Source organism: Roseomonas sp. SRI_022 (assembly GCF_057586215.1).
On sequence record NZ_JBYCZL010000061.1, the window covers coordinates 1 to 2,580 of the forward strand.

General features: G+C 68.0%; 3 protein-coding genes. All 3 read right to left on the bottom strand.

Annotated features, from left to right (window positions below; genetic code table 11):
- Positions 1-423: 423 nt before the first annotated feature.
- From AC2YHJ_RS27830 to AC2YHJ_RS27840, 3 genes are read right to left on the bottom strand one after another with little or no spacing between them, the layout of a single operon-like run.
- Complete coding sequence (locus AC2YHJ_RS27830; protein WP_487399443.1) at positions 424-801, bottom strand: hypothetical protein; 378 nt, start codon at positions 799-801, stop codon at positions 424-426.
- The gene (locus AC2YHJ_RS27835; protein WP_487399444.1) at positions 791-1,177 is read right to left on the bottom strand and encodes a hypothetical protein; all 387 of its coding nucleotides are present in this window, start codon (positions 1,175-1,177) and stop codon (positions 791-793) included. Before AC2YHJ_RS27835 ends, AC2YHJ_RS27830 begins: the two co-directional genes overlap by 11 nt.
- A gap of 34 nt (positions 1,178-1,211) precedes the next feature.
- On the bottom strand, positions 1,212-2,483 hold the full coding sequence (locus AC2YHJ_RS27840) for a site-specific DNA-methyltransferase (protein WP_487399445.1): 1,272 nt from the start codon (positions 2,481-2,483) through the stop codon (positions 1,212-1,214).
- Between the last annotated feature and the right edge of the window lie 97 nt (positions 2,484-2,580).

Here is a 2,580-nt window from a genome sequence, read left to right on the forward strand (position 1 = left end):
CCTACGGTCGAGCGAAACAGCGGGCCAAAATCATAGTTCTGCCTCATCGCCATATCCTCCTTGCGAAGCAACATGGATCGCCAATGGCACCAAGGCCGGTGCCGGACGTCGGGTCCACTGAGGGCCCCCGACGGCGATTGGTTTTGGGTGCCGGCCCGCGGCCGTTCAAGCCCCCGTCAATCGGCTCAAACCAGAAAATCTGCTGTCAGAGGGAGCGCGACGGACCAGGCGGCGGAGTTGGGCCCCTGCCTGCGTCGCGGCAGCGCTGTCTCCAACGCCCGGGTCGGCACGTAAACCGCCCGCGCCCGGCATCGCCATCGGATCGTGCTGAATTCGACCTCGAACCACGGCGCCGTACTCAAAGCATGTTCGCCACCGAGCAACGGTCGTTGGTCGGTGTTGAACAGATGCGATTGGCGCGGGTCAGGTGATCGGCTTCGGCGCATAGGTCGCGAGCCACTCGTCCTCCGATAGCACCGGCGGCGTTGCGATGACGTAGCTCCGCCGATGCTCCGCGCTGATCTCGACCTCCTGCTTCTCTCGCCAACCCGCTCTCGCCTTCATCCAAAAGATCGCTGCGGCGACGTTGTTCTTCTGCGTCGCCATGGTGAACAGCGCCTTCGCCACCTTGCTGTTCACATCCGCCTCGGCCTGGTCCAGCTCATCGCCCAGCAGGATCTGCAGCTGCGTGTCGTCGATGCGCAGGTACTTCGCGATCTGCCGGCGCGACACCCCGAGCCCCGCCATCGCTCGGGCGGAGCGACGCTGGTCCTCCGTCAGCGGAGCCTCGTCAGCGTCCACCGTCGCCGTCCGCATCATCATCGCGACCGCCGCCGATCCTGCGCCGCCCGCCGGCCGCGATGCGCATCAGCTCCTGATCGGTCATCTCATCCATCGCCCGCGGCACGCCGGTCACGATATGGATCGCACGGGTATCCGCCCGGACGTTGGCATCGACCTCCTGCTTCTCCCGCCAACCGGCCCGGGCCTTCATCCAGAAAATGGCCGCCGCGACGTTCTTGCCCTGCGTCGCCATCTGGAACAGCGACTGCGCCACCTTGGCGTTGGCTTCGGTCATCCCCCGGTCCAGCTCCTCCCGGAAGTGCTTGCGCAACGTCTTGGTGTCGATGCCGAGGAACGGTGCGATGTCGGTGTGCGGGATGCCGAACCCCGCCATGGTCTTCACCGTGCGGCGCTGGTCCGGTGTCGGTTCATACCGGCGCATGGCTGCCCTCCTGGGGCGCCGTGGCCCCGAGACCGCTGAACACGGCCCCATCCCCCTCCCTGACCGCCTGCTGCCCCGTGAACGCCTCCCACCGCGCCACCGCCACGTCCACGTAGGCGGGCGACAGCTCGATGGCGTGGCAGGCGCGCCCCGTCATCTCGGCCGCGATGATGGTGGTGCCGGATCCCGAGAACGGCTCGTAGACCGCCTGGCCGGGCGAGGAATTGTTCTCGATCGGCCTCCGCATGCACTCGACCGGCTTCTGGGTCCCATGCACCGTCTCGGCATCCTCGCTGCGGCCGGCGATCTGCCACAGGGTCGTCTGCTTGCGATCACCGGACCAATGGCCCTGGCCGCGCACGGCGTACCAGGCGGGTTCGTGCTGCCAGTGGTAGTGCCCCCGGCCGAGGACCAGACGGTCCTTCGCCCAGATGATCTGGGCACGGATGTCGAAGCCGCAGGCGGTGAGGCTGTCGGCGACGGTGGTGGCATGCAGGGCGCCGTGCCAGACATAGGCGACCTCGCCGGGAAACTGCGCCCAGGCCTCCCGCCAGTCCGCGCGGTCGTCATTCTCCACCTTGCCGGTGCGGCGCGTGGTGCTGAGCCCCGCCCGGTTGCGCCAGTCCGGATCGTACTCGACGCCATAGGGCGGGTCGGTGACCATCAGGTGCGGGCGCACCCCACCCAGCACGGCGGCGACCACAACTGGGTCGGTGCAGTCCCCGCAGGCCAGGCGATGGCGACCCAGCAGCCAGACGTCGCCCGGCCGCGTCACCGGCACCTCGGGCAACGGCGGGATATCGTCCGGGTCGGTCAGGCCGGTGGTGGGTTCGGCGAGGAAGCCCGCGATCTCGTCAGCGTCGAACCCGGTCAACTCCAGGTCAAAGCCCAGATCCTGCAGCTCGGCCAACTCCAGCCGCAGCAGCTCCTCGTCCCAGCCGGCGTTCAGCGCCAGTTTGTTGTCGGCCAACACGTAGGCACGCCGCTGCGCCGGGCTGAGGTGCGCCAGCTCGATCACCGGCACCTCCGCGAGGCCCAGCTTGCGCGCCGCCAGCACTCGGCCGTGGCCGGCGATGATGCCGTTCGCGCCGTCCGTCAGCACCGGGTTGGTGAAGCCGAACTCGTGGATCGAGGCGGCGATCTGCGCGACCTGGTCATCGCTGTGCGTTCGCGCGTTGCGGGCGTACGGGATTAGGTCTGCTGTTCTGACCCTTTTGTAGGCGGGGACGTGTGCCTCGGCGGCGGGCAGCTCAGGCACCTCGAAACCCTCCGTGCTGGAGTGGCGTCGGGCACCTTGCCGCGACCTCCATTAGATACCGGATCGGGATTCCTCGGCACAATCGACCGCAATTGCG

Coding starts and splice junctions, on each gene's coding strand:
- AC2YHJ_RS27835 (WP_487399444.1), bottom strand. CDS start 1,177: ATGGCGGGGTTCGGCATCCCGCACACCGACATCGCACCGTTCCTCGGC.